Origin of the sequence: Cellulosimicrobium sp. I38E (assembly GCF_001647255.1) — a bacterium.
Taxonomy (GTDB): Bacteria; Actinomycetota; Actinomycetes; order Actinomycetales; family Cellulomonadaceae; genus Cellulosimicrobium; species Cellulosimicrobium cellulans_E.
The window spans coordinates 24,137-51,044 of sequence record NZ_LUAZ01000032.1 but is presented as its reverse complement, the minus strand read 5'-3'; the positions used below and the strand labels follow the sequence as shown (position 1 = coordinate 51,044).

Sequence of the window (26,908 nt, the reverse complement as noted above, 5' to 3'; positions counted from 1 at the left end):
CGCGCTCGACCCGCCGAGGTATGCGGCGAGCGCGACGACGAGGCCGAGGACCCCCACGGTGCGCAGCGTGAGGCGCAGGTACCCCACGGCCTGGTCGAACACGACCTCGGCCGCGTCGAGCCGCAGGACCTGCCCGGAGAGCGCACCGAGGTAGAGGCCGCGCGCGACCGCGAGCCCGACGCCGAGCCCGACCATCGCCCCTGTCAGCGCGAGCCCGGCGACGACGAGCGCACGCGACCGACGGTTCGCGACGAGGACCCCGGCAGCGAGCAGGCCGAGCACGACCCACGGCAGCCACGTCGTGAGCGTCACGATCTGCGCGTACCGGTTCTGAAGCATGACGAGCTCCGCGGACTGCGCGATGGTGAACGTCGCGTCGACGGACGGGATGCGGGCGGCGACGTCCAGCCCGCGGTCGACGAGCCGCTCCTTGAGCAGGTCGATCAGACCGGAGAGCTGGATGCTGAGGCGGCCGTCGTCGACCTGGAGGATGTCGCCGTCCTCGCCGCGCATGACGGCGACGAGCTGCTGGTGCGCCACGCGGTTCGCCTGGAGCCAGGCGCCCTCGAAGGCGTCGCTCTCGACGAGCCGGGTCGCGGTCTCGTGCACCAGGGACTCGACGCCGCTCTGGAGGGGTGCCTCGAGCGCAGCGAGCGCCTGGGTGGCGCGCGGCGGGACGTCCCGCTCCTCCAGCCCTCCGACGAGGTCGTCGACGAGCGCCCCGACGTCGATGCGGGACATGACCTCCTCGGTGAGCCGTCCCGCGACGGCGGACTGCACGACCGGGTCCGCGGCGAGCGGACCGACCGTCGCGACGTAGCGGTCGGTGTCCGTCAGCTCCCGCTGCGCCCACGCCGAGACCGCGCCCAACGGGGCCAGGAGCGCCCCCAGCGTGATGAGCACCGCGCACGCCACGGCCCGCAGGCGGCGCCGCGGACGGCGGACGGCGGACGGCGGCTCCCCGCTCGCCCCGGTTCCCGTCCCGGCCCCGCCGCCCACCGCCGTCGGCCGCTCCGCGAGCCGTCGCCGCAGCTCGGCGTTCTCCCGCTCGAGCGCGGCGAGCCGTGCGGCGACGTCGCCGGTCTTGCCGCCCGTCGTCTCGCCGGTGCCCGGTCCGATGCCCGGTCCGGTTCCCGCCGCCTCGCCGGCGCCGGTCCCGGTGCCGGTCGTGCGCTCGCCCTCGTCCGCCATCACGGGGTCCTCAGGCGAGCGCCCGGGCCTTGAGGCGCGCGAACTCGTCGGCGTCGATCGTCCCGGCGTCGTACAGCGCCTTCGCGTCCGCGATCTCGCTCGCCGGTGAGCGGCCGGTGCTCGCGGTCGCCCGGACGTAGTCGTCCATGACCTGGCGCCGCGCGCGGTCCTCCTCGGCGTGGCGCTCGGCCATGCCGCCCCCGCGGGCGATCACGTAGATCAGCGCCGAGAGGTAGGGCACGAAGATCAGCGCGATGATCCACAGCGCCTTCCACCAGCCGCTGAGCGCCTTGTCGCGGAACAGGTCGGCGACGATCTGGAACAGCACGACGAGGTACGCGATGAAGAAGAACCACCACACCATGAGCCAGAACCAGTCCCAGAAGCCGTCCATCGAGCACCCCTCCTGTCGGGTCACGGACGTCCCGTGACGGTCCCACTGTGGGTCGTCCGCCCGTCCGCGTGCTCACCCGCCGGGGGTAGTCGCCGGCCTGCCGGCCCCGGGGCACCCGCGCCGGGTGATCCGCGCCTCCCCGCGCGCCCGCATCCTGGTCCGACGTGGGCGAGCCAGGAGAGGCGCATGGACGGCACGACGATGGTCGAGGTGACGGTGCTGGGACCTCTGTCGCTCCCCGCGGCCGACCTGGCCGAGCTGGGCGTGCACCGGACGGCGGAGTGCACGCTGCTCGAGGCGACCGTGCGCGACCAGGCCGCGCTGTACGGGCTGCTCCAGCGCCTCGCCGCGCTCGGCCTCGACCTGCTCGAGCTGCGCACCGCGACGCCGGGGCAGCGGGCCGACATCGAGGTCGTCGTCCGCGGGCCCGTGGGCGCGCTGGTGCAGGAGATGCTGCGCGACGTCGGCCGCGCTCTCCCGGGGTCGCTCACGTCCTACCGGCTCCGGGACACCGACCTGGCCGACCTGCTCGCCGTGGCCTCCGGCCTGCGCGAACCCGCCTCCGGCGACGACCCGCCGTCCATCGCTCCCCCGGAGCCGCCCGCCACGCCGGGGCGGCGCGCGTCCGACGCGATGGACGTGCGGATCGCGCAGCTGCGCCAGCTCGCCGCGCTGCGCGACCAGGGCGTCCTCACGGACGCCGAGCTCACGGAGCAGAAGGCGCACATCCTGGGGACGTGACGGGCCAGGGACCGCCCGCCGTTACATCGTCCCAACATTCGAGACATCCGGGGTCGCGCTAGGGCCAACTGATGCACTAGCGCATAGTGCCAAGCACATCACGACGCGCTTGCTCGTGTGTCAGACCCAGGAGGACTCATGGCCATCTCACGCCGCTCGTCGATCACCATCTCGCTCGTCGCGGCGGCAGGGATCCTGGCGGGCTGTGCGGGCGGGAGCGACCCGTCCGGCGGCGGGGACGACGCCGCGCCGAAGATCTCGTTCCTCTACTCCCCCTACGCGGACTACGCGCCGTTCTTCCTCGCGGAGGACAAGGGGTACTTCGAGGAGGCGGGCGTCGACGTCGAGCTCCTCGCCAAGGGCGGGACGTCCGGCGAGACCTACCAGCTCGTCAGCACGAACAACGTCACGGCCGGCGGCGCGACGTGGGGCGCGGGCCTGTTCAACGCCACCGAGGCCGGCGCGTCGCTCTCGGTGATCGCGAGCGTCTCGCGCGTGCCGGAGAGCGGGCCGAACCCGGCACCGTTCGTCGTCGCGGCCGACTCCGGCATCACGTCGATCGAGCAGGTCGCCGGCAGCCGCGTCGGCATCCCCGGCGACGGCGGTTTCGGCATCTACTCGGTGGCCAAGGCGCTGGAGGCCGGCGGCCTCACGCTCGACGACGTCGAGCTCGTCAACGTCGGCCCGCCCGAGACGGGTCCCGCGCTCGTGGGCGGCTCCGTCGACGCCGCCTGGTCGATCGAGCCCATCTCGTCGTCGCTGGAGAGCGAGGGCATCGCGTCCGAGATCCTCCCGATCGACTACCACGCGGGCACCGAGCTCGGCGCACTGGTGTTCAGCACCGAGTACGTCGACGAGCACCCCGACGCGGTCGTCGCGTTCACGGCCGCGTACCTGCGCGCCGCCGCGGAGCTCGAGGCGGGCGGCTGGGACGACCCGGCGAACCAGGAGATCATCGCGCGGTACACCGAGCTGCCGGTCGAGACGCTCACGTCGCTCGCGCTCACGGAGCAGGACCCGACGGGCGAGATCGACTGGGAGGACGTGCACGCCCAGGAGCAGTTCTTCCGCGACCGCGGCACGCTCGAGTACGAGGGCGAGGCGGACGTCGAGAGCATCTTCCGCGCCGACCTCCTCGAGCAGGCGCGCGAGCGGGCCGCGGAGCTCGGCTCGTGACGGCCGTCTCCGTCGAGGGCCTCTGGAAGGGGTTCCACGACCGTCGCCGGGACGACGTGCTCGTCGCGCTCCAGGACGTGTCGCTCACCATCGAGGACAACGAGTTCGTCTGCGTGCTCGGCCCCTCCGGGTGCGGCAAGAGCACGCTCCTGCGCATCCTCGCAGGCCTGGAGGAGGCCGACCGCGGGACGGTGACCATGGCGGCGCGACCGTCCGTCGTCTTCCAGGACCACGGCGTGCTGCCGTGGCTCACGGTCGAGCAGAACGTCGAGTACCCGCTGCGCCTGCGCGGCGTGCGGCGTTCGGCCCGGCGCGAGCGCGTCGCTCCCCTGCTGGACATGGTGGGCCTCACGGAGTTCCGGGGCTTCTACCCGCACCAGCTCTCGGGCGGCATGCGGCAGCGCACGTCGGTCGCGCGGGCGCTGGCCGACGACGGCGCGACCCTCCTCATGGACGAGCCGTTCGGCGCGCTCGACGAGCAGACGCGCGTCGTGCTCCAGCAGGAGCTGTTGAAGATCTGGTCGCAGACCTCGCGGTCGGTGCTCTTCATCACGCACAGCGTCGACGAGGCGCTCGTGCTCGCGGACCGCGTCGTCGTCATGTCGGCCCGGCCCGGGCGCATCCTCGCCGACGTGCGGGTCCCGTTCGACCGCCCGCGCGACATCCTCGAGCTGCGCCGCGACCCGCGCCACGGCGAGATCACGTACGAGCTGTGGCGGCTGCTGCGGGACGCGGAGGCGCAGGACGCCGCGACGCACGACGCGGCGGGAGCGGACGAGCGCTCCGCCGACGCCCGGGAGGCGGCTGCATGACGATCCCCACGGACGAGCGCGCCCCCGTCCGCCCGGGCGGCCACGCCGCGCCGGGCGGCGCCCCGGACGGGCCCCGCGACGCCGACGACCGCACGACCGAGATCACGCGCGAGCTGACCGAGAAGCTGCGCCGCAAGCGGACGGGCCGCGTCGTGCGGATCGTCGGGCCGTTCACGCCGCTCCTGCTCCTCGCCGTGTGGGAGCTCGCGAGCCGGACGAACGTGCTCGACGCGCGGTTCTTCCCGCCGCCCTCGTCGATCGCCGAGACCTTCGCGCAGCTCGTCGGGAGCGGCGAGCTCTTCGAGCACGCGGGCATCACGCTCACGCGCATCGCGATCGGGTTCGTGCTCGGCGCCGTGCCCGGGCTGGTGCTGGGGATCGCGCTCGGGTCGGTCACGACCCTGCGCACGCTCCTCGGGCCGATCTTCGCGAGCCTGCTGCCCGTGCCCAAGGTCGCGATCTTCCCGCTGCTGCTCCTCGTGTTCGGCCTCGGCGAGGCGAGCAAGTACGTGATCGTCGCGATCGGCGTGTTCTTCTACGTCTTCTACAACGCGATGGGCGGCGTGCTCCAGACGCCGCAGATCTACTTCGACGTGGCGACCGCCAACGGCGCGGGCCGGCTCCAGCGCTGGCGCACGGTCGCGCTGCCCGCCGCGCTGCCGAGCATCTTCACCGGGCTCAAGCTCGCCGTGGGCGGCGCGTTCGTCATCATCGCGGCCTCGGAGTTCGTCGGGTCGCGCAACGGCCTGGGCTACCTCATCTGGAGCTCGTGGACGACGTTCGCCGTCGCGAAGATGTACGTGGGCATCGTCACCATCTCCGTGCTGGGCTACCTCTCCACGACCCTGGTCGCGGTGCTCGAACGACGTCTCGTGCCCTGGTCCCGTCAGTAGGAGGCAGCATGAACCGATCCCACCACGACCCGTCCCGCGCGCCCGGGGCCGTCGCATGAGCGTCGTCCCGGCCGCGGACCGGATCTACCACGAGCTGCGGCGCCGGATCATCTTCACCGAGCTGCGCCCCGGCGAGGAGATCGACGTCACCGAGACGGCGTCCGAGTTCGGGACGTCGCGCACCCCGGTGCGCGACGCGCTGCACCGCCTCGACCACGACGGCCTCGTGGACGTGCGACCGCGCGCCCTGTGCCGCGTCGCCCCGGTGACCCTCAAGACGCTCGTCGACGTGCTCGACGTGCGCGAGGCGACGGGACCGATGGCGACGCGCCTCGCGGCCGCCCACGCGAGCCCGGCCGAGGTCGACGAGCTCGCGGCCATCGCCGAGGGCACGTACCCGCAGGCGCAGGACGCGCAGTCGATCCTGTCGGCGTCACACCTGTTCCACTGCCGGGTCGCGAAGTACTCGCGCAACCCCCGGCTGCACGCGATCACCGAGCTCGCGCTCGAGGACCTGGAGCGGGCGTTCCGGCTCTGCGGACGCCAGCCCCTGGAGCCCGGGCCGCCGCTCGACGACCACCGGCACCTCATCGAGGCGCTTCGCGCGGGCGACGGCGAGCGCGCCGCCCGGCTCGAGCTCGAGCACATCCGCCGCGGCCGCAGCGTCGTCATGGGCCTCGCGATCGACTCCGGGGCGTTCTTCGGCGACGACTGAGCGCCTGCCTGTACCACCCGCACGACCCGACCTGCCCGACCACCCGAGAGGACCGCCGTGCCCGCCACCCCCACCGTGCGCGTCGACGCCGCGGACGCCCGTGCCCGGGCCCGCGCGGCGCTCGCCGCCCACGACCCCGCCGACGCCGACCTCGCGGCCCGCGCCGTCGTGGCGGGGGACGCGTCGGGGTGGCCGGAGTTCGGCCTCGCGCTCCTCGTCCGCGAGCTGCGGGACGCGCGCGAGCGGACGACGACGGGGCGGGCCGGCTCCGCGGCGCCGTCCGCCGTCGTGACTGGGGCGACCGCGACGCTGGACGCGTACGACCTCCCCGGGCCGGTCGCGCTCGCCGCGGCGGTCCGCCGGGCGGCGGGGCTCGCGCACGCGCTCGGCGTCGGCGTGGTCGCCGTGCGCCACGCGGGCGGGACGGGGCGCGTCGGCGCGTACGTCCGCGCGCTCGCCGAGGACGGGCTGGTCGGGGTCGCGCTCGCCCAGTCCCCCGCGACCGTCGCCCCGTACGGCGGGACCGCCCCCGTGGTCGGCACGAACCCGCTCGCCGTGGCGGTGCCGCGGGCCGGGCAGGGACGTGCGCTCGTCGTGGACGCCGCGACGAGCTCCGTCACGCTCGCCGACGCGCGGCGCCGCGCCCGGGAGGGCGCTCCCCTGCCCGACGGCGCGGCGCTCGGTCGCGACGGCGAGCCTACCCGGGACGCGGGCGACGTCGGTGCGCTGCTCCCGGCCGCTCTGCTCGGGTCCCTGCTCGGCCTCACGGTGGAGGCGCTCGCCGGGCTGCTCACCGGCGCACGAGGCGACGCCGTGGGACGCGGGCTCTGGGTGCTCGCGCTCGACCCCCGCGCGTTCGGCGCCGAGGACCTCGCCGATCGGGCCGACCGCCTCGGCGACGACTGGACGCGTGCCGGGGGCCGGGTCCCGGGCGCCCGGCCGGACGCGGAGGTGTTCGACGTCGACCGCGACGTCTGGGACGCACTGGCCCCGGCGACGGGAGGCGCGCCGTGACGCTCCGGCTCACCGTCAGCCCCGCCGACGACCTGCTCGACGTCCCCCGCCGCATCGAGGTGAGCGGCGCCGCACCGGGCGCGCTCGTCACGGTCAGCGCGACGACGGACCGCGCCGGGACCGCGTGGTCCGCCCGCGCGACCTACCGCGCGGACCGGGCCGGCACCGTCCGGCTCGACCGTGACCCGCCGATGTCCGGCGACTACGGGCGCGTCGACGGGATGGCGCTCCTCACGTCGCAGCGGCCCGACGCGACGCCCGGCACGACGCCAGACACGGTGCCCGGCCGGCCGCCCACGACCGACGTCGAGCGCCCGCTGCGCACGCGCCTCGAGGCGTGGGACGAGTCCGACGCCACGCAGCGCGCGACGGCCGACCTCGTGCAGCGCTGGACCGGACCCGGGGTGCGACGCCGCGACGTCCGCGAGGACGGTCTCGTCGGCACGCTCTTCGTGCCGCCGGGCGACGGCCCGCACCCGACGATCGTCGTGCTCAACGGCTCCGGCGGCGGCATCAACGAGCAGCGCGGCGCGCTCTACGCGTCGCGCGGCGTGCAGGCGCTCGCGCTCGGCTACTTCGGCGTGCCCGGGTTGCCCGACCACATCACCCGGACGCCGCTGGAGTACTTCGAGACCGCGCTGCGCCACGTGCACCGCGAGCTCGCGCCGCGCGCCGGCGTCGTCGTGGTGAGCGGCCAGTCGCGGGGCGGCGAGCTCGCGCTCCTGCTGGGCGCCACCTACCCCGGCCTGGTGGGCGCCGTCGTCGCCTACGTGCCCGGGGCCCACGTGCACGGCGCCCAGGGCGCCGCGGACCCCGCGCAGGGGTGGGACTCCCCCACGTGGACGCTCGTCGGCGACCCGCTCCCGCACCTGTGGCAGGACAATCCCGGCGTGACGTGGCAGCCGTGGACGGGCGGGCCGCCCCCGGACCGGTACCGCGACGTCTACGTCGACGGCCTGCGCGACCGAGGATTCGCCGCCGCGTCGCGCATCCCCGTCGAGCGCATCGCGGGCCCCGTCGCGTGCGTCTCCGGGATGGCCGACGGCCTGTGGCCCTCGAGCATGTACGCGCGCCAGGTCGTCGAGACGCTGCGCGCCGCGGACCACGCGCACGAGACGCTGCTGCTCGACTACCCCGACGCGGGCCACTCGATCGCCCTGCCGCACCTCCCCGTCGCGCAGGGCCCGACCCGCCACCCCGTCTCCGGCATCGAGCTGTCGGCCGGCGGGACCCCCGCGGGCAACGCGTTCGCCGACGCCGACTCGTTCGCGCAGGTGTGCGCGTTCGTGGAGCGCGCGACGCGCGTGCCTGACCTGCGGCCCTGACCTTGTCCCGACCTGTGACCCGACCCGTGACCCGACCCATCGACGAGAGGACCGACATGTCCGCAGTGAGCGCCGAGTACCGCCAGGAGTGGGAGCGGTGGCACCGCGCCCGGATCGACGAGCTGACGAGCCCGTACGGGTGGATGTCCATGGTCAGCCAGGACTGGCTGACGGGCGCCGAGCCGCTGCAGGTCGAGGGCGTGCCCGGCACCTGGTCGGTCCAGGACGACGAGGTCGTGTACACGCCCGACGGCAGCGGGGAGACCGTCACGCTCGACGGCGCACCCGTGACGGTGCCGACGCCCGTGTCGACCGGCCACAAGTACTCCCTCGTGCCCGCGTTCTACGGCGACCTGCGCGTCGAGACGATCCGCCGCACCGACGCGACCGGCCGCCAGATCTTCGGCGTGCGCGTCCGCGACCCGCGCGAGGCGGCCGGCAAGCGCCTCGACGACATCGACACGTTCCCGCTCGACGAGCGCTGGGTCCTGCCCGCGCGGTTCACGCGGACGGCCGAGCAGGCGTCGGACTACCCGACGGTGGAGCGCGGCGTCTTCGAGGAGCAGCGCGTGATCGGCGAGGTCTCCTTCACCCTCGACGGTGTCGAGCACAGGCTCGCCGTCGCGGGCCGCCCCGACGACGACACCGGCATCGAGCGCGGCAACGCCCACTTCACGGACACGACGAGCGGCACCGAGACCTACGGGAACGGGAGGCTCGTGCGGGTCCCGGACATCGAGACCGACGGCGACACGGTGGTCGACTTCAACCGAGCGTTCTCGTTCCCGTGCGCGTTCACCAACTTCGTCACGTGCCCGCTGGCGCCGCCGCAGAACCGCCTCCCGGTGCCCGTGACCGCCGGCGAGAAGAAGCCGCCGCTGCGGATCGACCGGATCCAGACGTTCGCGCAGGCCTCCTGACCGGCTGCACGGCGCGCAGCCACGGCGGGCGACCCGGCGGACCGGGTCGCCCGCCGTCGTCGTGCACCGGTGCCGCGACACGCGGTCGACACATCCCTTGACACTCGGAAAGCGCCTTCCCTACGCTGCGAGGGTCGCGCACACGGACGTGCAGCTCGAGCCGGACGGGAGAGCCAGGACGCGGCGGCCGAGGGCCGCCACCGACCGTGCGCGCGGCCCGTGCGGACCCCGGCGCAACGACGCGGCCGAGGGGAACCGGCGGAGTGCAGGAACCCGACCCGGCGACGGACGGCCGGCGGGTCGGAGACATGACAGCGCTCACCCATGTCGTGCGAGCACCATCCGACGAAACGGAGCAGACGATGACGTCTACGCATTCGAGCCGACGAGGGAGAGCGGCGATCGCCCTCTCCCTCGCGGCCGTCCTGGGAGGAACCCTCCTCGGACCACCGGCGGCCGCGGAGGAGGCCGCGGACGGGTTCAGCGAGGTCCTCAGCTTCGAGGCCTACCAGCGCACCGCCCTGAACGGCCAGGACGGCTGGTCCGCCTCGTCGGCCGCCCGGGTCGTCGCCGACCCGCTCAACGGCAACAACCAGGTGCTCGAGATGGTCGGAGGCACCCAGCGTGCCCACCGCGCGGTCCCCGGGATCGCGGACGGCACGACCGGGACCGTGTTCTTCCGCTTCATGCGGACGGGGAGCGTCGACACGTCGTTCGGGATCACCGACCTCGACGCGCCGTCCGACTACGCGCACAGTCGCGCGTACGTGAACAACCAGAACAACGACGTCATGCTCGTGCGCGACGGCGGCGCCTTCAAGCCGGCCGGCGTCTGGTCGCGCGACACGTGGCAGTGCGTCTGGATCGTCGCCGACAACGCGACGGACAAGGTCAGCGTGTACAGCCAGGGCGGCCCGTACGAGGAGATCACCCGGCTCCCCGAGGGCACGGAGCAGCAGTTCGGCTTCCGCCAGGGCGTGACCTCGGCGCTCGACCGGTTCTTCTGGATCAACGGCGCCAGCAGCGCGGGCCGCCTCATGCTCGACGACGTCGCGGTCGACACGGCCGGGCAGAACCTCGCGATCCCGACGGGCAACCCGGCCGACTGCGCCGCAGGCGGCACGACGCCCGACGAGCCGCTGCTCAACCCGCTGCCCGACCCGACGCCGTCGACCCTCGGCATCGAGGTGACGGAGCTCGCCCAGCTCCCGGCGTCGCAGACGACCCCGGCGACGCAGGACCCGCGCCTCGTGCGCCACAACCGCATCACGCACCTCGACGAGATCCCCGACGGCTCGGGCCGCCTCATGGTGCCGGACAACAACGCGGTCCTCTACACCGTCGACAAGGACACGGGCGCGTACGTGCCGTACCTGGACGTGCGCCAGCGGTTCCTCGACAACTTCCACAACAGCGCGGGTCTCGGCACCGGCCTCGGCTCCGCCGAGTTCCACCCCGACTTCGCCGAGAACGGCCTGTTCTACACGGTGCACACCGAGGGCGGCACGGCGCTGACGGAGGACACCCCGGACTACCCCGCGTACGGCAACACCCAGTTCCACAGCGTCGTCACCGAGTGGAGGGCGACCGACCCGTCGGCCGAGGTCTTCGAGGGCACGAGCCGCGAGGTGCTGCGCGTGCCGTTCGCCGGCCGTGTGCACACGGTGCAGCAGATCGCGTTCAACCCCACGGTGACCGAGGGTGACGCCGACTACGGCAACCTCTACGTCCTCGTGGGCGACGGCGGCAACGGCGTCGGCAACGGCAACCCGCAGGACCTCGCGACGCCGCAGGGCAAGGTCTTCCGCATCGACCCGCTGGGCACGAACGCGGCGAACGGCCGGTACGGCATCCCGGCGGACAACCCGTTCGTCGGCACGCCGGGCGCGCTGCCGGAGATCTACGCGGTCGGCCTGCGCGACCCGCACCGCATCAGCTGGGACCCCGAGGGCGACCACACGATGTACCTGGGGCACATCGGCGAGTGGCAGGTCGAGTCGGTCTACGCCGTCGAGCCGGGCGACAACTTCGGCTGGTCCGTGCGCGAGGGGTCGTTCCTCGCCGACAACCGCCAGATCTACCCGCTGCCCGCGAACGACGCGGAGAACGGGTTCACGTACCCCGTGGCCGCGTACGACCACAACCGCGACCCCGGTCAGACCGGCGACGCGGGCGTCGCGCTCAACGGCGGGTTCGTCTACCGCGGCGACATCCCTGAGCTGCGCGGGCGCTACCTCTTCACCGACCTCGTGCGCGGCTGGGTGCTCGCCACCGAGCAGGACGAGATGGTGCGCAACGACGGCGACCTCGCGGACCTGGCCGAGATCGAGCACCTGCGGGTGTTCGCCGACGGGGAGGAGACCACGTTCCAGGAGCTCGTCGGCGACCAGCGGGTCGACCTGCGGTTCGGGTCGGACGCCGACGGCGAGCTGTACCTCATCTCGAAGGCCAACGGGAAGATCTGGCAGGTCACCGGCGCGCGGCGCGTCGGGGCGTCCTCGCCCGTCGTGCTCCCCGAGCTCGCCGGGAACGTCGCGGCGCACTACGACTTCGACCACCCGGTCGCGGGCTCCACGACGTGGGAGGCCGACCAGGGCTGGTCCGGCACGAACATCCAGCTCGTCAACGGCGGCGTGGAGATGCGCGTGGCCGACCGGGCCTACCCCGGTGCGGGCGAGGCGCTCCAGACGCAGCAGATGAGCCCGCTCACGGCGTCGAACGACGACTGGAAGGCCGGCGTCTACGACCCCGCGGGCGTGGACTCGCTGGGCGCCTTCGCGGGCGCGGACGAGATCTCGGTCATGGGCTGGTTCAAGCCGACCGGAGAGCACCCTGCCCTCAACTCGGGCACGGCGAACCCCGACGACCGCTACAACGCGATCGGTCTCGCGGGCGTGCTCACCGGGACCTCGGACGGCCACGCGGTGCGCGCGCTGCTCGAGGTCATCACGGTCGGGAACGAGCTCAAGCTCGTCGCGCTCGGCCGCCGGGTCGACGGCGCGGGGTCCTGGACGTTCGCAGCTGACCTGCCGTGGGACCAGATCCTCGAGCGCAATCGCTGGGTCCACCTCGCCGCGACCTTCGACTTCGCGGGCGGCGAGATGAAGCTCTACATGAACGGCGAGGAGCTCGAGGGCCGGTACACGGCCCCGAACCCCTGGGGCGCCGGGGCCACGTCCCCGACCGACCCCGCGGGGCTCAAGATCGGCGGCAGCTATCCGCAGGACACGCGGGAGGCCAACCCGTTCCACGGCCGCATGGACGACCTCATGTTCCTCGACGTCGTCCCGACGCCGGAGCAGGTCGCGGCGCAGTACGCCCGGTTCGGCGCCCAGCCGGTCGAGCCCCCTGCCCCGCCGTCGTGCGCGCCGGCGGGCGAGCCGATCACGGACGTCCTGGCGGCCGAGCACTGGGCGCCGCGGACGCCGGCCAAGTGGCAGTTCCCCGGCGACGCGGTCGTCCTCGCCCAGGCGGGCGACAACCCGAACGACGGCATCCGCCGCCCGTTCGAGTACGCCGTCCTCACCGAGGGTCCCGAGCTCGGCTCGTTCGCGCTCGACGCCGAGGTCAGGCTCGACGCCCCGGCGTCGGTGAACAACCGGGACGTGATCGTGGTGTTCGGCTGGCAGTCGGACACGGAGTACTACTACGCCCACCTGTCGCAGGACAACACGATCTACGCCCACAACGGCATCTTCAAGGTGGACGGCAAGGACCGGGAGCGGATCGACGACCAGTGGGACGGCGCGGTCGGCGCCCCGCCGGCGGTCACGGACGAGGAGTGGCACGACGTGCGCGTCGTGCGCTGCGCGGACAGCGGCGACATCGCCGTGTACCTCGACGGGCTCGACACCCCGCTCCTCACGGCGAACGACACGACGTTCACCGAGGGGCGCGTCGGCTTCGGCTCGTTCGACAACACCGGGAGCCTGCGCGGCCTCGTCGTCACGCCGGCCGCCGAGCCGGCCGGGGTCGAGCTCGACGTGACGGTCTCCCCGCGGTGCCTCGCGGGCAAGGCGTACCTCGCCGTCGCGGCGACGAACGCGTCCGACGGCCCGGCGGACGTGACGCTCACGACGGCGTTCGGGTCGCGGACGGTCGCGGACGTCCAGCCCGGCAAGGCCGCCTACCAGTCGTTCGCGACGCGCGCCACGACGGTCGACGCCGGCGAGGTCACGGTCTCCGCGACCGCGACGGTCGACGGCGAGGAGGTGACGAGCGAGGTCGTGGTCGAGCACGACGCGCACACGTGCGGGTGACCCCCCGCGCATGAGCGCCACTTCCTGACCGCGTGAGCCGCCCCGGCACCGCGACGGCTGCGTCCGACCAGCCGGCGGGTCCGGGGCGGCTCGTGCGTCCGGCCCCGCGGTGCTGCGGGAGCAACGACGCGAGACCGCGGTCAGGTGGCGGCGAGGACCGCCGCACCGCGCCGGAGGGCGAGCACGACCGCGCCGGCGACGAAGTAGTCCTCGTCGACCTCCTGCCGCGCCTCCCGGACCGCGCTGCGCAGGTCCTCCGCACGGGCGGCCAGGGCGCGCAGCGCCTCCTCCTCGGCGGGCTCGGTGCCGACAGAGCGCAGGGCGGCCGCGTAGGCGTCGAGCGCACGGGCCGCGAGCGGGCGCAGGCGGGCTCCCAGCGCCAGGTCGTCGCGCCCCTCGCGCTCCCATTCGACGAGGAGCCGGACGAGCGACCCCACGACGTCCGCGGACACCTCCAGCTCCTGCGCGCGCCGCACCTGGGAGACCGCCCAGTCCCGGTGCCGGCGCAGCCGGATGTTCGCCCGCGCGGCCTCGCGCGTGCGCGAGACGGCGTCGCGCGCACGCGCGAGCGTCGGCTCCACCTCGCGGCGGCGTTCCTCCCACTCCTCCGCGGACGGCGGTCGCTCCCCGTCGAGCCCGTTCGCGAGCGCCTCGACCTGGTCGACGAGCGTGTCGCGCAGCCCGTCGAGCGCCTCCTCGGTCGGCGTGAGCGGCAGCGGCGGGACCAGGAGGTTGATCCCGACGCCGATGGCCGCGCCCACGACGACGAGCCCGGCGTACGCGCCGACGAACTCGACCTTGGCCGCGTTGCCGATGATGAGGACGAACAGCGCAGACGTCACCGCCCACGTGCCCATCTCGCCGAAGCGGCGCCAGCCCGAGCACAGGAGCGCGAGCCCGACGACGAGCGCGACCGACAGCGCGCTCGGGGAGAGGACGAGGTCGACGCCGCGCGCGATAACCGCACCGACGAGGATCGCGAGGATCGCCTGGGTGGACTCGCGGACCGAGCGGGCGAGCGTGCTCGTCGTCGCGACGACGGCGCCCAGCGGCGCGTAGTAGGGGTAGTCGGAGAACGGCTCGGGCGCGAGCACGCCGACGAACCACGCGACGGCGGCGGCGACCGCGCCCTTGACCGCGAGCGACCACCGGGGGTGGCGCACCCACTGCCGCTGCGCGGCCGCCACGACGCGACGTGCCCGCGCACCGGCCTCGACCGCCCGCCCGCCGCGACGGCTCCCGCCCGCGGCGCTGTCCTCGCTCACCACGGGAACGAGGGTGCCGCGCACCCCCGGTGCCCGCACGCCCACCGGGGCCGCACGCGCCGGAGAACCGGCTCGGCGTGTGAGCGGGCGGAGCCGGTGCTTCACTGGCGGCGTCGGTGCAGCCAGCCGCCGACGCCGTCGAGCACCACGGTGGCGTCGCGCACCCCTGCCGTCCCCCGTGGCTCCCACGAGGAGGCAGATGATGGTCCGCCGACGCGGCGCGACAGCCGCAGGAACGAGCTTGGTGGTGGCCGCCCTGGCCCTGACGGGCTGCGCCCAGGGCACGGGTGACGACGGCGCGGACGCCGACTTCTCGGCCGACGAGGCGCCGTCCGGCGAGCTCTCGATCATGGGGTTCGGCACCGGCGACGAGATCGGCGAGGTCCGGTACGACCGCGCCGTGCAGGACCTCGAGGGCGTCGACGTGCGCCTGTCCGAGGGGGAGCTCGACATCCAGGCCTTCCTCTCGGCCGTGGCGTCGGGCAACCCGCCCGACCTCGTCTACGCCAACCGCGACCAGATCGGGACGTTCGCGTCGCGCGACGCGATCCTCCCGCTCGACGAGTGCGTCGACGCCGAGAGCGTCGACATGGACGCGTTCGTCGACACGGCCGTCGAGCAGGTGACGTTCGACGGCAGCGTCTACGGCATCCCCGAGTTCAACCAGGTCCAGGTGACGATGGCGAACGCGGACCTGCTGTCGGCGGCCGGCCTCACGATCGAGGACGTGAACGGCTCCGACCGTGACGCGGTCACCGCGGCGAACGAGGCGCTGATGCGTACCGACGGAGGGACCCTGAGCGTCATCGGGTTCGACTCCAAGCTGCCGGAGTTCCTCCCGCTGTGGGCCAAGTCGGTCGGCGCGGACCTGCTGTCCGAGGACGGCCGGACGGCGCAGCTCGACGCGCCCGAGGTCGTCGAGTCGCTCGAGTGGGCGGTCGGCATCTACGACGCGCAGGGCGGGTTCCCGGCGGTCAAGACGTACCGCGACTCGGCCGACTTCTTCGGCGCCGGCAACCAGTTCGCGACGGGCGTGCTCGGCGCGATGCCGATGGAGCAGTGGTACATCAACGTGCTCAACGAGTCGTCGCCCGACGCACCCATGGCCTTCGACGCCGTGCGCACGCCCGACGGCGACGCGATCGCCTTCGCGTCGGGCTCGGCCTGGGCCGTGCCGCGCGGGAGCGAGAACCCTGCCGCGGCGTGCCGCTTCGCGCGCCTGATGACCGAGACGGACGCGTGGGTGCAGGCGGCGCAGGCGCGCGCGGACGCGCGTGCGCAGGACGGCCTCGTGTTCACGGGCGTCCTCACCGGCAACGAGGACGCGGACGAGCAGATCCGCGACGACCTCGTCCCCGACGACGCGCCGCAGCCGTGGAAGGACGCGATCGACGCCATGTACGAGGCGAACGACGCGACGTTCGCGCTGCCCGCCAACCCCGCGGACAACGAGTTCGAGACCGCGTGGCAGGACGCCGTGAACCGCGTGCTCAACGGTCAGCAGGAGCCGGCGGACGCCCTCGCGCAGGCCCAGGACGAGGCCCAGAAGGCGCTCGACGACGCCTGGGCGCAGTGGGACGAGGAGGGCTGAGGTGGCGGCAGCGGACGTCGTACCGAGCCTGCCGACCCCACCACCGGCCGCGGGCGGGCCGCGCACGGCGCCGTCCGGGCGCCGGCGCGGGCGGCCGAGCCCGTCCGAGCGCCGTGAGCGCAACGCGGCGCTGCGCTTCATCAGCCCGTGGATCGTGGGGTTCCTCGTCTTCACGGCGTGGCCCATCGTGTACAGCGCCTACCTGTCGTTCACGGACTACGACGTCATCAACGACCCGACGTTCGTCGGGCTGGACAACTACCGCGAGATGGCGCAGGACCCGAAGGTCGCGCTCTCGCTGTGGAACACGCTCGTGTACACGGTCGTCCAGGTGCCGCTGTACACGGTCGTCGGGCTCGCGCTCGCCCTGCTGCTCAACCAGGCGGGCCGGTCGGCGGGGTTCTTCCGCACGGCGTTCTTCATCCCGAAGATGACGCCGCCGGTCGCCGTCGGTGTGCTGCTCCTGCTGCTGTTCAACGGCCAGTACGGCGTCGTCAACCAGGTCCTGTCGTGGTTCGGCATCCAAGGCCCGTCGTGGACGACCGACCAGGCCTGGATCAAGCCCGGACTCGTGCTCATCAGCCTGTGGACCGTCGGGTCGGCCGTCATCATCCTGCTCGCGGCGCTGCGCAACGTGCCCAACGACCTGTACGACGCCGCGCGCGTCGACGGCGCCGGGTTCTGGCGGCGCACGCGCGCCGTGACCGTGCCGATGATCAGCGGCGCGCTGTTCTTCGTCGTCGTCATCAACACGATCGCCGGGTTCCAGATGTTCACCGAGGCGTACTCGGCCTACTTCGGCGCCGGGAACTCGACCTACCGCAACGACGCCGCGCTGTTCTACGTGATCTATCTCTTCCAGGAGGGCTTCCAGGAGCTCCACATGGGGTACGCGTCGGCGCTCGCGTGGCTGCTGTTCGTCGTCATCATGCTCGTCACGCTCGTCCAGCTCCTCGTGTCCCGACGGCTCGTCTACTACGAGGGGGAACAGCGATGACCACCGCACCCTCCTTCCCCCGTCCCGCCGTGAGCGGCCCGGGCGCCGCGCCGGACCCGACGACGGGTGCGCCCGAGGCCCTAGGCCCGCCGCCCCCCGCGCGGACCCGTGGCGCCGGGCGCGGACCGCGCCGCCGGTGGCTGCGCGCGGTCGTGCTCGCGGCGCTCGTGCTCGCCACGGTCGCGTTCGTCTACCCGCTGCTCTGGCTGCTCTCCGCGTCGTTCAAGCCGCGCGCCGAGGTGTTCGACAACCGGCTCGTGCCGCGCACGTTCACGCTCGACAACTACGTGACCGTGTGGCAGGAGGCGCCGCTCGCGCTGTGGCTCGGGAACACCGTCGTCGTCACCGTGCTCGCGGCGGGCCTGGTCACGGTGTCGAGCGCGCTCGTCGCCTGGGGCTTCGCGTTCTTCCGCTTCCGCGGCCGGGGCGCCCTGTTCGGCCTCGTCCTCGCGACGATGATGCTTCCCGGCGCCGTGACGATGATCCCGACCTTCCTCATCTGGAACCAGCTCGGGCTCGTCGGCACGAACGTGCCGCTGTGGGCGGGCAACCTCTTCGCGAGCGCGTTCTACGTGTTCCTGCTGCGGCAGTTCTTCCTCGGGCTGCCGCGCGAGCCGTTCGAGGCGGCCCGCCTCGACGGGGCGAACAACTGGCAGATGTTCTGGCGCATCGCCGTGCCACTGTGCCGCCCGGCCCTCGTCCTGACGCTCCTCTTCGAGGCCCAGGCGGCGTGGACCGACCTCATGCGGCCGCTCATCTACCTGCAGGACTCGTCGACGTTCACGATCCCGCGCGGGCTCAAGGCGCTCATCGACCAGTTCGGCCCCGGGGGCGAGTCGCAGTGGGAGGTCGTCGTCACGGCCTCCGTCATCACGACCCTCCCGATGATCCTCCTCTTCTTCCTCGGCCAGCGGCACTTCGTCGAGGGGGTGGCGACGACGGGGAGCAAGGGCTGAGCACGCGCTCCCCACCGCGCACCCGCACCACGCACCACGCACCACGCACACGCACCACCCACGGAAGGACGGCAGCACCATGCGAGCACTGACCTGGCAGGGACGCGAGAAGGTGAGCGTCGAGGACGTGCCCGACCCCCGGATCGAGCAGCCCACGGACGCGGTCGTGCGCGTCACGTCGACCGCGATCTGCGGCTCCGACCTGCACCTGTACGGGGTGCTCGGGATGTTCCTCGACGCGGGCGACGTCCTCGGCCACGAGGCGATGGGCGTCGTCGAGGAGGTGGGGCCGGAGGCCGGGAACCTCCGGGTCGGCGACCGCGTCGTGATCCCGTTCAACATCGCGTGCGGGCACTGCTGGATGTGCGAGCGCGGCCTCCAGACGCAGTGCGAGACGACGCAGGTCCGCTCGCAGGACAAGGGCGCCGCGCTCTTCGGGTACACCAAGCTCTACGGCCAGGTGCCCGGCGGCCAGGCCCAGTACCTGCGCGTGCCGCAGGCCCAGTACGGGCCCGTCGTCGTGCCCGACGACGGGTCGCCGGACGAGCGTTACCTCTACCTGTCGGACGTCCTGCCGACCGCGTGGCAGGCGGTCGAGTACGCCGACGTCCCGCCGGGCGGCACGGTCGTGGTCCTCGGCCTCGGTCCCGTCGGGCAGATGTCCGGCCGGATCGCGCTCCACCGCGGGGCGTCCCGCGTCGTGGGCGTCGACCTCGTCCCGGAGCGGCGCGCGATGGCGGAGCGGCACGGCGTCGAGACCCTCGACCCGTCCGCCGTCGACGACCTCGCCGCGGCGGTGCGCGACCTCACGTCCGGCCGCGGCGCCGACTCCGTCATCGACGCGGTCGGCATGGAGGCGCACGGCTCTCCTCTCGCCGAGGCCACGCAGAAGGTCGTCGGCGTCCTGCCCGACGCGATCGCGGCGCCGCTCACCGAACGCGCCGCGACCGACCGCCTCGCGGCCCTCTACACCGCGTTCGACCTCGTGCGCCGCGGCGGCACGGTGTCCATCTCGGGCGTCTACGGCGGCGCCAAGGACCCCCTGCCCATGATGCAGCTGTTCGACAAGCAGGTGACGCTCCGCATGGGCCAGGCGAACGTACGGCGGTGGACCGACGACGTCCTCCCCCTCGCCGCCGACGTCTCCGACCCGCTCGGCGTCCTGGACCTGCGCACGCACCGGCTCCCGCTCGAGTCCGCGCCGGACGCGTACCGCACGTTCCAGCGCAAGGAGGACGGCTGCATCAAGGTCGTGCTCGACCCGTGGGCCTGACCACCGTCGACGCGGTCGTCGTCGGCGCGGGGCCCAACGGCCTCGTCGCCGCGAACGCGCTCGCGGACGCCGGCTGGGACGTCCTCGTCCTAGAGGCGCAGGACACGTACGGCGGCGCGGTCCGCTCCGCCGAGGTCGCGGCGCCGGGGTACGAGACGGACCTCTTCAGCGCGTTCTACCCGCTCGCCGCCGGGTCGCCCGTCATCCGGGGGCTGCACCTGGAGGACCACGGGCTGTCGTGGTCGCGCGCGCCGGACGCCCTGGCCCACGTGCTCGACGACGGGCGCGCGGCGGTCCTGCGCGAGCGCGCCGTAGACACCGCTGCCGGGCTGGAGGAGTTCGCCCCCGGGGACGGCGACGCGTGGCTCGAGCTCGTCGCGGGCTGGGACCGGGTGCGCGACCCGCTCCTCGACGCGCTCTTCAGCCCGCTCCCGGCCGCCGGGCCGGTGCTGCGCCTGCTGCGCCGCCTGGGGGCGGCAGGGACGCTCGACCTCGCGCGCCTCGCCGTGCTGCCCGTGCGCCGACTCGCCGACGAGTCGTTCCGCGGCGAGGGCGGCGGCCTGCTCCTCACCGGCAACGCGATGCACGCCGACGTCCCGCCCGACGCCGCCGGCAGCGGCGTGTTCGGGTGGCTGCTCGCCATGCTCGGACAGGACGTGGGCTTCCCCGTCCCGACCGGCGGCGCCGGGCGGCTCCCGGACGCGCTCGTCTCCCGGCTGCGCGCCCGCGGCGGCGACGTCGTCACCGGGGCGCGCGTCGACCGGGTCCACGTGGCGCGAGGACGGGCGGTCGGCGTGAGCACCGCCGACGGCCGGCACGTGCGGGCCCGCCACGCCGTGGTCGCCGACGTGAGCGCTCCCGCGCTCTACCTCGACCTCGTGGGCCCGGACGCGCTCCCCCCGCGCCTCGTGCGCGACCTCGACCGGTTCCAGTGGGACCACCCCACGGTCAAGGTGAGCTGGGCGCTCGACCGGCCGATCCCCTGGACCGCGCCCGGCGCCCGGTCGGCCGGGACGGTGCACCTCGGCGTCGACCGGGCGGGGTTCGTCGACGTCGCGGCCGCGCTCTCGCGCGGCGTCGTCCCCGCGCGGCCCTTCCTCGTGCTCGGTCAGATGACGACCTCGGACCCCTCGCGCTCCCCCGCCGGGACCGAGTCGGCCTGGGCGTACACGCACGTGCCGCACCGTGTGCGCTGGACGCGCGAGGCGGTCACGGAGGAGGTGCGGCGCGTGGAGGACGCGGTCGAGCGTGCGGCCCCCGGGTTCGCCGACGCCGTGGTCGGCCGCTTCGTGCAGACACCGGCCGACCTCGAGGCCGCCGACGCCAACCTCGCGGGCGGGGCCGTCAACGGCGGGACGTCCGCCGTGCACCAGGAGCTGTTCCTGCGGCCGACCCCCGGCCTCGGCCGGCCGGAGACGCCGGTCGCGTCGCTCTACCTCGCGAGCGCGTCCGCCCACCCGGGCGGCGGCGTGCACGGCGCGTGCGGGTGGAACGCGGCGCGCGCTGCGCTCGCCGCCGCCGGACCGCGCGGGGCCCTGCGCCGCGCGCTCGTGCGCACCGCCTGGGCACGGCTGCTGCGCGACCCCTGACCCGACCCGCTACGGGGTCCGGCGCTCCGCGAGGAACGCGAGCCGCCGCAGGGCCTCGACGTTCCGGGGGCCGATCACCGCGCTCCGCACCGGTCGGGGCACGAGCGTGCCGGGCCCCTTCTCGGCGTCCTCCGTGATCCGCACGGTGCAGCCCTGCTCGGTCGGGCGCACGTCGATCCGCACCCGTGCCTCGCCCGCGGGCCAGCCCCGGGCCTGGAGGTCGATCCCCCGGTCCGGGTCCCAGGCGCGGACGACGGTCTCGTCGTCGAGCAGCGCGGGCCAGAGCCCGACCGAGTGGAGGATCCTCGACCCGGGCGCGGGCCAGGTGTCGTCGACGGCACGGATGCGTGCCGTCCCGACGACCCACGTCGAGTACGACCACCCGTCCGCGAGCACGCCGAGCACCGCGTCCGAGGGGCATCCGACGGCTCGTGTGACGGTCACCATGAGGCGACGCTAGTCCGGTGCCCGGCACTGGCAACCGCTCGCGGTCGGGGCGCGGGTGCGCGCGAGCTCACGCCGTCCGACGTAGCGTGAAGAGTCCTCGCGACGACGCGAGGACGACCCTCAGGAAGGGGCTCGCCGCCATGGGCATCGCCAGCTTTCCGCAGGAGTTCGCGGAGCGCGCCGCGACGATCCTCGACCACGGCCTCGAGGTCAGCGTCACGATGCGCCAGGCCGGCGTCAGCGTGCGGGCCGGCAGCAGCAGCGACGCCGCCGCGCGGTGCGACCAGGCCGAGGCGCTGGACGACGCCGGTCCGTGCGTCGACGCGATGGACGCCGGCTCGCGGCTCGTCGTCTCGGTGGAGGAGGCCACGCACTGGGAGCAGTGGTCGCGCCAGGCCCGCGCGGAGGGCTACGTCTCCGCCGCGGCGGTTCCCGCCGCCGTCGCGGACGACGTCGCCGTCGCGCTCAACCTCTACTCCCGCACCCCCGACCCCTGGACCCCCGAGCTCCTCACCGCGGCCGACTCGTTCGCCCAGCTGGTCGCCTCGGCGGTGCGCCTGCGCCTCGAGCTCGCGGAGCTCGAGGACTCGACCGCGGGGTTCTACCGCGACATGTCGGACGCCGTCGCCACGGAGCGCGCCGTCGGCGCGATCATGCAGACGAACCAGTGCTCCGCCGACGAGGCGCGCCGCATCATCGACTCCGCCTCGCGGCACCGCAACGTGAGCCAGCGCGAGGTGGCGGAGCAGCTGCTGCGTGCGCTCGTCGTGTCGGACCCCTCCGAGGACGAGCGGGGCGCCTGAGGGGCTCGCGTCACGTCCCGTCGTCGCCCGCGCGGAACACCGCGCCGTAGAGGCGTCCGGCCTCCTCGACCACCAGCGGGTCCACCGACGCCGCGGGCACGACGTCCACGAGGAGCGGCTCGCAGTCGGGCCCACGCCCCGCGACCTCACCCGTGAGCAGCCACGGGAAGCGCTCGGGCGTCATGAGGTGGGCGTACTGGCAGAGCTGGCGCGCGACCCAGTGCTCGACGGGGCGGTCCCACCACGGCTCGGGGTTCATCGGGTTGACGCTCAGGCCCGGCAGCAGGCAGCCGCTCTCGTGGTCACGGCTCACGGTCGACCGGTCCTTGTCGGGTCCGCCGCTGAACCGCACGTAGAGGGGGTTCACGACCGCGACGAGCTCGGCGACCTCCGCCAGGCTCCGCAGGCGGGGCAAGGCGTCGAGCGCGCTCGTCTCCTGGGGCATCGGGACCTCCTGACAAGCGTGGCTGCGTGCCGGTCGGCCCCTTTCTCGACTCGCCGTGACGGCGTCCGCCCACCCGGGACCGCGTCCGTCCCCGCCAGGTTACGAGCGCCCGGCTGTGCAGGCACCCTGGGGGCCTGCGAGCGTCGCGGCGCCGTGCGACGGTGGCAGGACCGCGCCGCCCGGGCGCGGTCCGAGCATCGAGCACCGACCGAGGAGGCCGACATGAGCGAGAACGACGAGCGCGGCTACGACCCCGCCGAGGACCCCGACGCCGACCCCCGATCGCTCAACCCTCGCGAGGGGCGCCAGGCGAGCGGCTCGGGGTCGGACCACGACACCGACCCCGACTCCGAGCCCGGGAACGTCAACCCGCGCACCGGCGGCGAGGCATCCGGCGACTCCTGACGCACGGCAGGACGAGGGCCCGGGCGCGGCGCACCCGGGCCCTCGTCGTGCGACCGCCTACGCCGCCGTGGAGGCAGGCAGCTCGGCCTCGCTCCGAGCAGTCTCGCCGCGCAGCCCGAACCGCAGGCCCAGGTGGTCCATCGTCGGCGGGAGCGGGTCCTGCGCGAGGTAGCGACCCCGCCCGACCGCGAGGTCGAGGCGCGCGAGGCGCGCGAGCGTGTGCGACGCCAGCAGGAGCACGACGTTGCGGCCCGGGCACGACACGGGGCCGCCGCTGAACGGGACGAGCCCCCAGTCGGCGTCGGCCCGGCCGTCGAGCCACGCCTCGGGGGTGAACGCGTCGGCGAACGGGAGACGGTTCGCGTCCCGGTGGAACCAGGCGCTCAGGACGACGAACCCGGTCCCCGCCGGGAGGACGCGAGCGCCCCAGCGCACCGGCGACGTCGCGTCGCGCAGGATCGCGAGCGTCGTCGGCCAGAGACGGACCGACTCCAGCACGCACCCGCGCGCGAACGGCAGCACGGCCGGGCCGGGCCCGGCGGTCGCCCGCTCGGCGAGCAGCCGCACGCGCACGGCGGGCCGCGCCGAGGCCACGGCAAGCGCCCGGAAGGTCGCGGCGCCCGCGGCGTCGAACGCGAAGAGCCAGTGCGGGATCTGCCCACGCACCGCGTCCGCACCGCCCGCGTCGCGACCACGCGCGGCGAGCGTCCCCGGCTCGGCCACGGCGACGTGCTCGGCGACCCGTCGTTCCAGGGCCGCCCGGAGCCACGGGCGGCGGGGTCGGAACCAGGACCAGTTCCCGTCGCGCCGCAGCGCGTCGAGCATCACGACGAGCCGCTCGTCGTCCCGGGCGGCGCGGCCGAGGACCACCGTCCGCACCACGCGCCACCACGACGCGGCGAACGTCTCCCAGTCGAGCCGCCCCGACGCCTCGACGGCGGCGACGAGGTCGCGCGTCTCCCGTTCGACCGCAGCCACCAGCGCGCCGCCGTCGTGGTGCACGGGCTCGGACATGTCGAGCACCGCCTCGTTGTACGGGCGTCGCTCTCGTCGGGCGTCGAGCGACGAGATGAGGACGCCGTCGGGCTGGAAGTGCGCGAGCGCGCCCCGCTTCTCCCACGACGCCGGGGTGAACGGCTCGGGCGACCCGGCGAGGATCCGCTCGACGTGCTCGGGCCGGGTGGCCAGGACGAGCCGACGTGCACCGAGCCGGACCACGAGCGGCGCCCCGTGGTACCGGGCGCGCAGACGGTCCAGCAGACGGCGGGCCGTGCGGTCCACCTGGCGCCGCTCCGCCCACGCGGTCGCGCGAGGTCGGCGCACGATGGCGCCCTGCGCGACGAGCGGACCGAGCACGTCCCGCAGGACGCGCCCGGTCTCGTTCACCGTGAGGTCGACCGGCGTGTCGGTCATACGCCCGTCCGGGTGGTCGGCGCCACCGGGCCGGTCTCGTGACGCGCGGGCCACAGGGCGATCGCGAGGCCGGCGGCCGCGCTCACCGCGTGCAGCACGTTGTCCGCGCCGTTGATGTTGAGGACGTTGGCCTCAGCGTTGTTGACCACGATCAGCCCGTAGACGAACGCGGCCCCGTAGCCGATCGCGAGGATCCAGCCGTACGTCCGGGCGCTGGCCGACCGGCTCCACAGGAGCACGCCGAGCAGGCCGATGACGAGATGGACCACGTTGTGCAGCGGGTTGATCGCGAAGACGAGGAGCGTCTGCGAGTGGTCGTGCACGGTCCACCCGTCGAAGCCCGTGATCGCGAACCCGACGACGCCCACGAGCAGGTAGACGACACCGATGACGAGGGCCAGGTACTGGTGGGCGCCCCGCGCGGGGCGGTCCCGCGCGACGCTCCGGGGTGCGGATGCGGCGGTCATGACGGACTCCTCTCAGTCCTTGTGCAGGGCGTCCTTGACGGCGCCCTTGGCCTTCTCGAGCGTCGACGGCTTGCCCGTCGTGCCGTGGAACCGCTCGTCGGGCGTCGTGGGCGGCGGCATCGGGACGCCCGCCGGGGGCTCGGCGACGTAGGTGAACTCGCCCTTGCCGTCCGGGGTCGGGCCGCTCGCCCAGCGTCCCTCGGACGCGTGCTCGCCGTCGGAGAAGTTGATGTACTGGTACGCCACGTCGCGGTCCTCCTTCGAGAGCGGGAACGTGCTGGGCACGGGCAGCTCCTCGACGCCCTCGTCCCGCAGCTCCTGAGCGGCCGCGAGCCACTGGTTCTGGTGCATGGTGTCGCGCGCGAGCAGGAACGCGAGGAGGTCCTTGACGCCCGCGTCGTCGGTCATGTGGTAGAGCCGGGCGACCTGGAGCCGGCCCTGCATCTCGGCGTTCGCGTTCGCCGTGAAGTCGGCGAGCAGGTTGCCGCTCGCGGTCACGTAGCCCGCCGACCACGGGTTCCCGTTCGAGTCGACCGGGCGGGCGCCCGCGCCCGCCACGATCGCCTGCTGCGGGTCCGTGCCGCCGACGATCGCGGCCACGGTCGGGTCGTCCTGCACGGCGCCCTCGACCAGGCCGACGGGCGCCTTCTCCAGGAGCTGCGCGATCATCGTCGCCAGCATCTCGACGTGCCCGAACTCCTCGGCGCCGATGCCGTAGAGCAGGTCGCGGTACTTGCCGGGGAGGTGGGTGTTCCAGGACTGGAAGCCGTACTGCATCGCGACGGTGATCTCGCCGTACTGCCCGCCCAGCACCTCCTGGAGCTTGCGGGCGTAGACGGCGTCCGGACGGTCGGGCGTAGCACGGTGCTGGAGCTCTTGACGGTGGAAGAACATGGTCTCTCCCTCGGGGAGGTCGGCCCCCTCCGCACGGCGTGCGCGGGAGGACCACGGCACGCGCCCCGTTCTCGACGCGTCGAGCGTTCGTCCAGCGTGGAGCGGCCCCGGCCCGGTCGCATCTGGGGACGCGCCGCCCCCCGGGCCGGCGGTCGCTCAGGCGACCCGTGCGCCGGGCGTCGGGCGGCGCAGGACCGCGACGATCGCGGCCCGCGCGTCGGCAGGCGAGTCCTCCCCCGCGCGCACGACGAGCTCCGCGAGCGTGCGCACGGCGACGTTGCGGTCGTTCGAGGTGCGGCGCAGCAGCGCGAACGCCTCGTCGGCGCCCACCCCGACGGCGAGCATGATCATGCCCTTGGCCTGCTCGATCGTGCCGCGGGTCTGCGCCGCCGCACGGATCTGCGCGCCGGCCTCCTCCGCCGCGCGGCTTCCGACGTACGCCGTGACGTCGGCCGCCCAACCGCTCAGCTCCACGACCGCCCCCGTCGCGGGATCCCGTCGCACCTGGCCGGTCGCGACGACGGTGCGTTCGCTCCCGTTCGCGCAGAGGATCCGGTGCGGGAGGGAGAACGGCGTGCCGCCGGTCGTCGCCGCCTCGAGCACCCGGGTCGCGCGGTCGAGGTCGTCGGGGTGCTTGTGCGCGAGGGCGAGGGCCGTCGTCGGCACGACCTCGCCGGGCGCGAACCCGTGGAGCGCGAACATGTCCGGGGACCACCACCACTCCTCGCGGACGAGGTCGTAGCGGTACTCGCCGAGACGGCGGTCGTCCGGCAGCGCGCGGGCGCGCTTCTGGTCGTGGTCGGTGCTCATGGTGCCTGCCTCGTCGACGAGACGGTCGCGAGCCACGTCCTGACCCGGAGCGACGACCCTAGCCCGCGCGGGCCCGGAGCGCAGGGCGAGCCGGCCCGCGTGGCGCGCGGAAG

At 74.2% G+C, this 26,908-nt stretch carries 25 protein-coding genes; 16 read left to right on the top strand and 9 right to left on the bottom strand.

All coding sequences use genetic code 11. The features are described 5' to 3' along the window. On the bottom strand, positions 1 to 1,191 hold a 1,191-nt coding region (locus tag A0J59_RS11890), incomplete at its 3' end, for a hypothetical protein (protein ID WP_064316219.1). A gap of 10 nt (positions 1,192 to 1,201) precedes the next feature. Next, on the bottom strand, positions 1,202 to 1,585 hold the full coding sequence (locus A0J59_RS11885; RefSeq protein ID WP_047233275.1) for an SHOCT domain-containing protein: 384 nt from the start codon (positions 1,583 to 1,585) through the stop codon (positions 1,202 to 1,204). A 186-nt stretch (positions 1,586 to 1,771) separates the two neighbouring features. Here A0J59_RS11885 and A0J59_RS11880 point away from each other — a divergent pair, with 186 nt between their 5' ends. The 9 genes from A0J59_RS11880 to A0J59_RS21615 all read left to right on the top strand — a co-directional run bounded on the left by A0J59_RS11880 (position 1,772) and on the right by A0J59_RS21615 (position 13,440). Beyond that, positions 1,772 to 2,326, top strand: coding sequence for an SHOCT domain-containing protein (locus A0J59_RS11880; RefSeq protein WP_064316218.1), 555 nt, complete (start codon positions 1,772 to 1,774; stop codon positions 2,324 to 2,326). Between the two features lie 138 nt (positions 2,327 to 2,464). Continuing rightward, entirely contained in the window at positions 2,465 to 3,502 is a 1,038-nt protein-coding gene (locus tag A0J59_RS11875; protein WP_082141271.1) for an ABC transporter substrate-binding protein, read from the top strand. After that, positions 3,499 to 4,314: an ABC transporter ATP-binding protein gene (locus A0J59_RS11870; protein WP_064316217.1), complete on the top strand. Its 816-nt coding sequence runs from the start codon at positions 3,499 to 3,501 to the stop codon at positions 4,312 to 4,314. The genes A0J59_RS11875 and A0J59_RS11870 overlap by 4 nt, the downstream gene beginning before the upstream one ends. After that, positions 4,311 to 5,207 (top strand): ABC transporter permease, encoded by an 897-nt coding sequence (locus A0J59_RS11865; RefSeq protein WP_082918972.1) that lies wholly within the window; start codon positions 4,311 to 4,313, stop codon positions 5,205 to 5,207. The genes A0J59_RS11870 and A0J59_RS11865 overlap by 4 nt, the downstream gene beginning before the upstream one ends. 55 nt (positions 5,208 to 5,262) lie before the next feature. Continuing rightward, positions 5,263 to 5,922, top strand: coding sequence for a GntR family transcriptional regulator (locus A0J59_RS11860; protein WP_064316216.1), 660 nt, complete (start codon positions 5,263 to 5,265; stop codon positions 5,920 to 5,922). Positions 5,923 to 5,979: 57 nt separating this feature from the next. Then, a complete protein-coding gene (locus A0J59_RS11855; RefSeq protein ID WP_082918971.1) occupies positions 5,980 to 6,936 on the top strand; it encodes an Ldh family oxidoreductase in 957 nt (318 codons plus the stop codon). Continuing rightward, positions 6,933 to 8,261 carry an acyl-CoA thioester hydrolase/BAAT C-terminal domain-containing protein gene (locus A0J59_RS11850; protein WP_064316215.1) on the top strand — a complete coding sequence of 443 codons (1,329 nt, stop codon included), beginning with the start codon at positions 6,933 to 6,935 and terminating at the stop codon, positions 8,259 to 8,261. The genes A0J59_RS11855 and A0J59_RS11850 overlap by 4 nt, the downstream gene beginning before the upstream one ends. A gap of 56 nt (positions 8,262 to 8,317) precedes the next feature. Further along, a complete protein-coding gene (locus A0J59_RS11845) occupies positions 8,318 to 9,181 on the top strand; it encodes a DUF1684 domain-containing protein (RefSeq protein ID WP_082141268.1) in 864 nt (287 codons plus the stop codon). Positions 9,182 to 9,543: 362 nt separating this feature from the next. Further along, positions 9,544 to 13,440, top strand: a complete 3,897-nt coding sequence (locus tag A0J59_RS21615; protein ID WP_255365166.1) for a PQQ-dependent sugar dehydrogenase — start codon at positions 9,544 to 9,546, stop codon at positions 13,438 to 13,440. 140 nt (positions 13,441 to 13,580) lie between these two features. Here the strand turns inward: A0J59_RS21615 and A0J59_RS11835 are convergent, their stop codons facing one another. Beyond that, on the bottom strand, positions 13,581 to 14,708 hold the full coding sequence (locus A0J59_RS11835; protein WP_156532982.1) for an aromatic acid exporter family protein: 1,128 nt from the start codon (positions 14,706 to 14,708) through the stop codon (positions 13,581 to 13,583). Positions 14,709 to 14,952: 244 nt separating this feature from the next. On the opposite strand from A0J59_RS11835, the gene A0J59_RS11830 reads away from it, so the two are divergent. The 5 genes from A0J59_RS11830 to A0J59_RS11810 all read left to right on the top strand — a co-directional run bounded on the left by A0J59_RS11830 (position 14,953) and on the right by A0J59_RS11810 (position 21,111). Further along, positions 14,953 to 16,296, top strand: a complete 1,344-nt coding sequence (locus tag A0J59_RS11830) for an extracellular solute-binding protein (protein WP_231581832.1) — start codon at positions 14,953 to 14,955, stop codon at positions 16,294 to 16,296. A 1-nt stretch (position 16,297) separates the two neighbouring features. Beyond that, positions 16,298 to 17,293, top strand: a complete 996-nt coding sequence (locus A0J59_RS11825; protein WP_231581831.1) for a carbohydrate ABC transporter permease — start codon at positions 16,298 to 16,300, stop codon at positions 17,291 to 17,293. Next, positions 17,290 to 18,249: a carbohydrate ABC transporter permease gene (locus A0J59_RS11820; RefSeq protein ID WP_082141267.1), complete on the top strand. Its 960-nt coding sequence runs from the start codon at positions 17,290 to 17,292 to the stop codon at positions 18,247 to 18,249. Before A0J59_RS11825 ends, A0J59_RS11820 begins: the two co-directional genes overlap by 4 nt. Positions 18,250 to 18,328: 79 nt before the next feature. Next, positions 18,329 to 19,522 (top strand): zinc-dependent alcohol dehydrogenase, encoded by a 1,194-nt coding sequence (locus A0J59_RS11815; RefSeq protein WP_064316212.1) that lies wholly within the window; start codon positions 18,329 to 18,331, stop codon positions 19,520 to 19,522. Then, positions 19,513 to 21,111 carry an NAD(P)/FAD-dependent oxidoreductase gene (locus tag A0J59_RS11810; RefSeq protein WP_255365165.1) on the top strand — a complete coding sequence of 533 codons (1,599 nt, stop codon included), beginning with the start codon at positions 19,513 to 19,515 and terminating at the stop codon, positions 21,109 to 21,111. The genes A0J59_RS11815 and A0J59_RS11810 overlap by 10 nt, the downstream gene beginning before the upstream one ends. 9 nt (positions 21,112 to 21,120) lie before the next feature. Here A0J59_RS11810 and A0J59_RS11805 read toward each other — a convergent pair whose 3' ends face one another. Continuing rightward, positions 21,121 to 21,558, bottom strand: a complete 438-nt coding sequence (locus tag A0J59_RS11805) for an SRPBCC family protein (RefSeq protein WP_064316211.1) — start codon at positions 21,556 to 21,558, stop codon at positions 21,121 to 21,123. Between the two features lie 140 nt (positions 21,559 to 21,698). Here A0J59_RS11805 and A0J59_RS11800 point away from each other — a divergent pair, with 140 nt between their 5' ends. Next, complete coding sequence (locus A0J59_RS11800; protein WP_047233267.1) at positions 21,699 to 22,361, top strand: ANTAR domain-containing protein; 663 nt, start codon at positions 21,699 to 21,701, stop codon at positions 22,359 to 22,361. A gap of 10 nt (positions 22,362 to 22,371) precedes the next feature. On the opposite strand, the gene A0J59_RS11795 is transcribed toward A0J59_RS11800, so the two are convergent. After that, entirely contained in the window at positions 22,372 to 22,806 is a 435-nt protein-coding gene (locus tag A0J59_RS11795; RefSeq protein WP_064316210.1) for a DUF6098 family protein, read from the bottom strand. Between the two features lie 222 nt (positions 22,807 to 23,028). Between A0J59_RS11795 and A0J59_RS11790 the strand changes: the two genes are divergently transcribed. Next, positions 23,029 to 23,211, top strand: coding sequence for a hypothetical protein (locus tag A0J59_RS11790; protein ID WP_047233265.1), 183 nt, complete (start codon positions 23,029 to 23,031; stop codon positions 23,209 to 23,211). 57 nt (positions 23,212 to 23,268) lie between these two features. Here the strand turns inward: A0J59_RS11790 and A0J59_RS11785 are convergent, their stop codons facing one another. From A0J59_RS11785 to A0J59_RS11770, 4 genes are all read right to left on the bottom strand, one after another. Then, positions 23,269 to 24,624: a cytochrome P450 gene (locus tag A0J59_RS11785; RefSeq protein WP_064316209.1), complete on the bottom strand. Its 1,356-nt coding sequence runs from the start codon at positions 24,622 to 24,624 to the stop codon at positions 23,269 to 23,271. Next, the gene (locus A0J59_RS11780) at positions 24,621 to 25,091 is read right to left on the bottom strand and encodes a DUF4383 domain-containing protein (protein WP_064316208.1); all 471 of its coding nucleotides are present in this window, start codon (positions 25,089 to 25,091) and stop codon (positions 24,621 to 24,623) included. The genes A0J59_RS11785 and A0J59_RS11780 overlap by 4 nt, the downstream gene beginning before the upstream one ends. Before the next feature lie 12 nt (positions 25,092 to 25,103). After that, the gene (locus A0J59_RS11775) at positions 25,104 to 25,985 is read right to left on the bottom strand and encodes a manganese catalase family protein (RefSeq protein WP_064316230.1); all 882 of its coding nucleotides are present in this window, start codon (positions 25,983 to 25,985) and stop codon (positions 25,104 to 25,106) included. Positions 25,986 to 26,141: 156 nt separating this feature from the next. Continuing rightward, positions 26,142 to 26,795 (bottom strand): PAS and ANTAR domain-containing protein, encoded by a 654-nt coding sequence (locus A0J59_RS11770; RefSeq protein ID WP_064316229.1) that lies wholly within the window; start codon positions 26,793 to 26,795, stop codon positions 26,142 to 26,144. Between the last annotated feature and the right edge of the window lie 113 nt (positions 26,796 to 26,908).